The organism is Bradyrhizobium sp. (genome assembly GCF_027307225.1).
Taxonomy (GTDB): Bacteria; Pseudomonadota; Alphaproteobacteria; order Rhizobiales; family Xanthobacteraceae; genus Bradyrhizobium.
Map to the genome: position 1 here is coordinate 1 of NZ_DAHUXJ010000141.1, position 3313 is coordinate 3313.

Consider the following 3313-nt stretch of genomic DNA (forward strand, 5'->3'; position numbering starts at 1 on the left):
CAATCCGGCGCGCCGCCGGTGCGGCATCCGGCGACGGCGCGATCATTTGCGGACGTGCCGACGGCTCGGCATTGCTCCTGGGCGCCGACGTCGCACGCGCGGGGGACGACTGCATCGAGGAAACCGGCGCGGCCGGCGCAGTGCGCGGCGCGGCGGTTCCGCCGGCGACCGGGGACGCGCCGCCATTCTGCTCGAGCATCCGGATCGCCTCGTCCGGCGTCGGCATATCCGCGACATAAGCGATGCGCACCAGGACCATTTCCGCGGCGGCCGCAGGGCGGGTCGCGTCACGTACCTCGGCAACGCCCTTGAGCAACATCTGCCACATCCGCGACAGCACACGCATCGAAATCTTGCCGGCAAATTCCCGCGCACGCTTGCGCTCGGTCTCGCCGAAAGCAACGTTGTCGGCCGTCGCCGGCACGATCTTGACACGGGTGACGAAGTTGACGAATTCGGCGAGGTCCGAAAGCACCACGACCGGATCGGCGCCGGTGTCGTATTGCTCGCGGAATTCCTTGAAGGCACTCGCGATATCGCCGCGGATGAGGCTCTCGAACAGGTCGATGACGCGCGTGCGATCCGCGAGCCCCAGCATCTGCCGTACCGCATCCGCGCGCACCGGCCCTGCCGCATGCGCAATCGCCTGATCCAGCAGCGATAGCGAATCGCGCACCGAGCCCTCTGCGGCGCGTGCGATGATGCCGAGCGCCTCGCCCTCGACTTCGACGCCCTCTTTTGCCGAGATGTTGGCAAGATGCGCCATCAACACATCGGCCTCGACCCGGCGCAAATCGAAGCGCTGGCAGCGCGACAGCACCGTGACCGGAACCTTGCGGATTTCCGTTGTTGCGAACACGAACTTGGCGTGCTCCGGCGGCTCCTCCAGCGTCTTGAGAAACGCATTGAAGGCCGCGGTCGAGAGCATATGCACTTCGTCGATGATGTAGACCTTGTAGCGGGCGCTCGCCGGCGCGTAGCGCACGCTGTCGTTGATCTGGCGCACGTCGTCGACGCCGGTGTGAGAGGCGGCGTCCATTTCCAGGACGTCCATGTGCCGGCTTTCCATGATCGCCTGGCAATGCACGCCGAGCGTCGGCATATGGATGGTCGGCCCCTTCACCGATCCCTCCGGCAGTTCGTAGTTCAACGCACGGGCCAGGATCCGCGCCGTGGTGGTCTTGCCGACTCCGCGGACGCCGGTGAGAATCCAGGCTTGCGGAATACGGCCAGTCTCGAACGCGTTCGAGACGGTGCGCACCACCGCCTCCTGGCCAATCAGGTCTTCGAAGCCCGCCGGGCGATACTTCCGCGCCAGCACGCGGTAGGGCTTGGCGGCTCCGGCCTGAGCACCGGCGTCGGAACCGCTTTGGCCGGCATTTTCGGAAGCGCGAGGGGTTAAGGGGACGCCAGCGTCATTCATCGGTCGGTCCGCAATTGATGGGTCTCACGAGGCTGGCTTTGCGGAACAGCTACCTAGGCGAGTCGATCGCAGGACCTTGCGCTATTCGCCGGAAAGTAAGACAGAGTAGGAGACTGACGAGCGACCCGATCCGGACCTCGTTAGGGCTGCTTCCTTCCGGACCTGACCCGGTTGGCGAGTGGCTCGTCCACCGCCAATCTCCCGCTCCCTATTTGGGGCCAAACGGCCCGGAAAGCAAGCGGGGGCGGGCTGGTTTGGGGGACTTGTGCAGAATCAGCGATAAGGCATTAGTTGCGATAGTTGCGGTCTCCTGGCCCGGCGGGACGAGGAAAGATCCATGACGCCTGAGGAATCTGGCTGGTCGCTGCATGCGCGGCTGAAAGAGGACACCATCGACATCGGCGACCTGCCGCTCTGCCGGGTGCTCGTCATCAAGGATGCGCATTATCCCTGGCTGCTGCTGGTGCCGCGCCGGGCTGAAATCGTCGAAATCATCGAGCTCGGCGAGGTCGAGCAGGCACAGCTGATGACCGAGATTTCCCGCGTCGCGCGTGCATTGAAAGAAATCACCAAATGCGAGAAGCTGAATATCGCAGCGCTCGGCAACATGGTTCCACAACTGCACGTGCACATTATCGCACGCCGCTCCACCGACGCCGCCTGGCCGCGGCCGGTCTGGGGGGTCATGCCGCCGCTCGCGCATGACGCTGAGGAGGTCCAACAGTTTATCAGCGCACTACGCCGCAAGATCTGGTTGAACACATGACCGCATTCGATTCGTTTCCATTGGGGCAACCGGGCTTCGTCTCCAACATCCTCGACCGCGCCGCCCATCTGCGCGGCGACGACGCAAAACTGCTGGAGATGGAAAGTCGCCCCGATGCCTGCGCCTATGTCGTCTACCGCGACTCGCTGGTGGTTAGGCGGGAGGCCGCTGGCACCCGCGCACTGCTGAGCAGGGAAGAGGCGCTGAAATTCGGCGCCAATCCGGGCACCATCTTCCTTGGCCTTCGCGAAGGGGCGCCCGTCTTCGGCATGGGCATTTCGCCGGCGGCGGTCGAGCAGTTGCTCACCCGCGATGACGCCGCCGTCACCGAATTGCGCGGCATGGCCATGCAAGGCGCGGTTCCTGCCGGCCAGCTGTCAGCGATCGCCATGGCGAAGTCGCTGGTGAACTGGCATCAACGCCACGGCTATTGCGCCAATTGCGGCACCCGCACGGTGCTGAAAGAGGGCGGCTGGAAGCGCGACTGCCCGAATTGCAAGGCCGAACATTTTCCGCGCACCGATCCCGTCGTGATCATGTTGGTGACCTCGGGCGAGAAGGTCCTGCTCGGCCGCCAGAAGCACTTCATGCTCGGGATGTATTCCTGCCTGGCCGGCTTCGTCGAAGCGGCCGAAACGATCGAGGACGCCGTTCGCCGCGAAATCTTCGAGGAATCCGGCATCCGCTGCACCGACGTTCAGTACTACATGACGCAGCCTTGGCCTTATCCGTCCTCACTCATGATTGGATGCACCGCGCGCGCGTTGAACGAGGATATCGTCGTTGACCGCACGGAACTGGAAGATGCGCGCTGGTTCGATCGCGCGGAAGCGACCTTGATGATCAAGCGGGAGCATCCGCAAGGGCTCGCCGGTCCGCATCCGTTTGCGATCGCGCACCATCTGCTCGGACGGTGGGTACACGATGGCTCCAATCGTCCGGAATAGTGGATTGGATTTGGCACCCGCCGCAACCTAGAGCTCCGATTCCGAAGTTCGCAAGCTATTGCGGCCCCTCCGATGCGAACTTCGGAATCAAAGGAGCTCTAGCAACTTATTGTTTCTAGTGCGGCTTTGAATTTGAAGTTCCTATAACGAACTCACGGCGAAACTGATAGGAACTTC

3 protein-coding genes and 1 other RNA gene are annotated in these 3313 nt (G+C 63.4%); 2 read left to right on the forward strand and 2 right to left on the reverse strand.

Going from position 1 to position 3313, the window contains the following annotated elements; all coding sequences use genetic code 11:
• The coding region (locus tag M6D32_RS23415; protein WP_298260760.1) for a DNA polymerase III subunit gamma/tau at window positions 1–1423 on the reverse strand (1423 nt) is incomplete at its 3' end.
• 105 nt (window positions 1424–1528) lie between these two features.
• An RNA gene (gene ffs, locus M6D32_RS23420) (signal recognition particle sRNA small type) lies at window positions 1529–1625 on the reverse strand.
• A gap of 135 nt (window positions 1626–1760) precedes the next feature.
• On the opposite strand from ffs, the gene M6D32_RS23425 reads away from it, so the two are divergent.
• The gene (locus M6D32_RS23425) at window positions 1761–2189 is read left to right on the forward strand and encodes an HIT domain-containing protein (protein ID WP_298260762.1); all 429 of its coding nucleotides are present in this window, start codon (window positions 1761–1763) and stop codon (window positions 2187–2189) included.
• Window positions 2186–3136 (forward strand): NAD(+) diphosphatase, encoded by a 951-nt coding sequence (nudC, locus tag M6D32_RS23430; RefSeq protein WP_298260764.1) that lies wholly within the window; start codon window positions 2186–2188, stop codon window positions 3134–3136. The genes M6D32_RS23425 and nudC overlap by 4 nt, the downstream gene beginning before the upstream one ends.
• Window positions 3137–3313 lie beyond the last annotated feature (177 nt).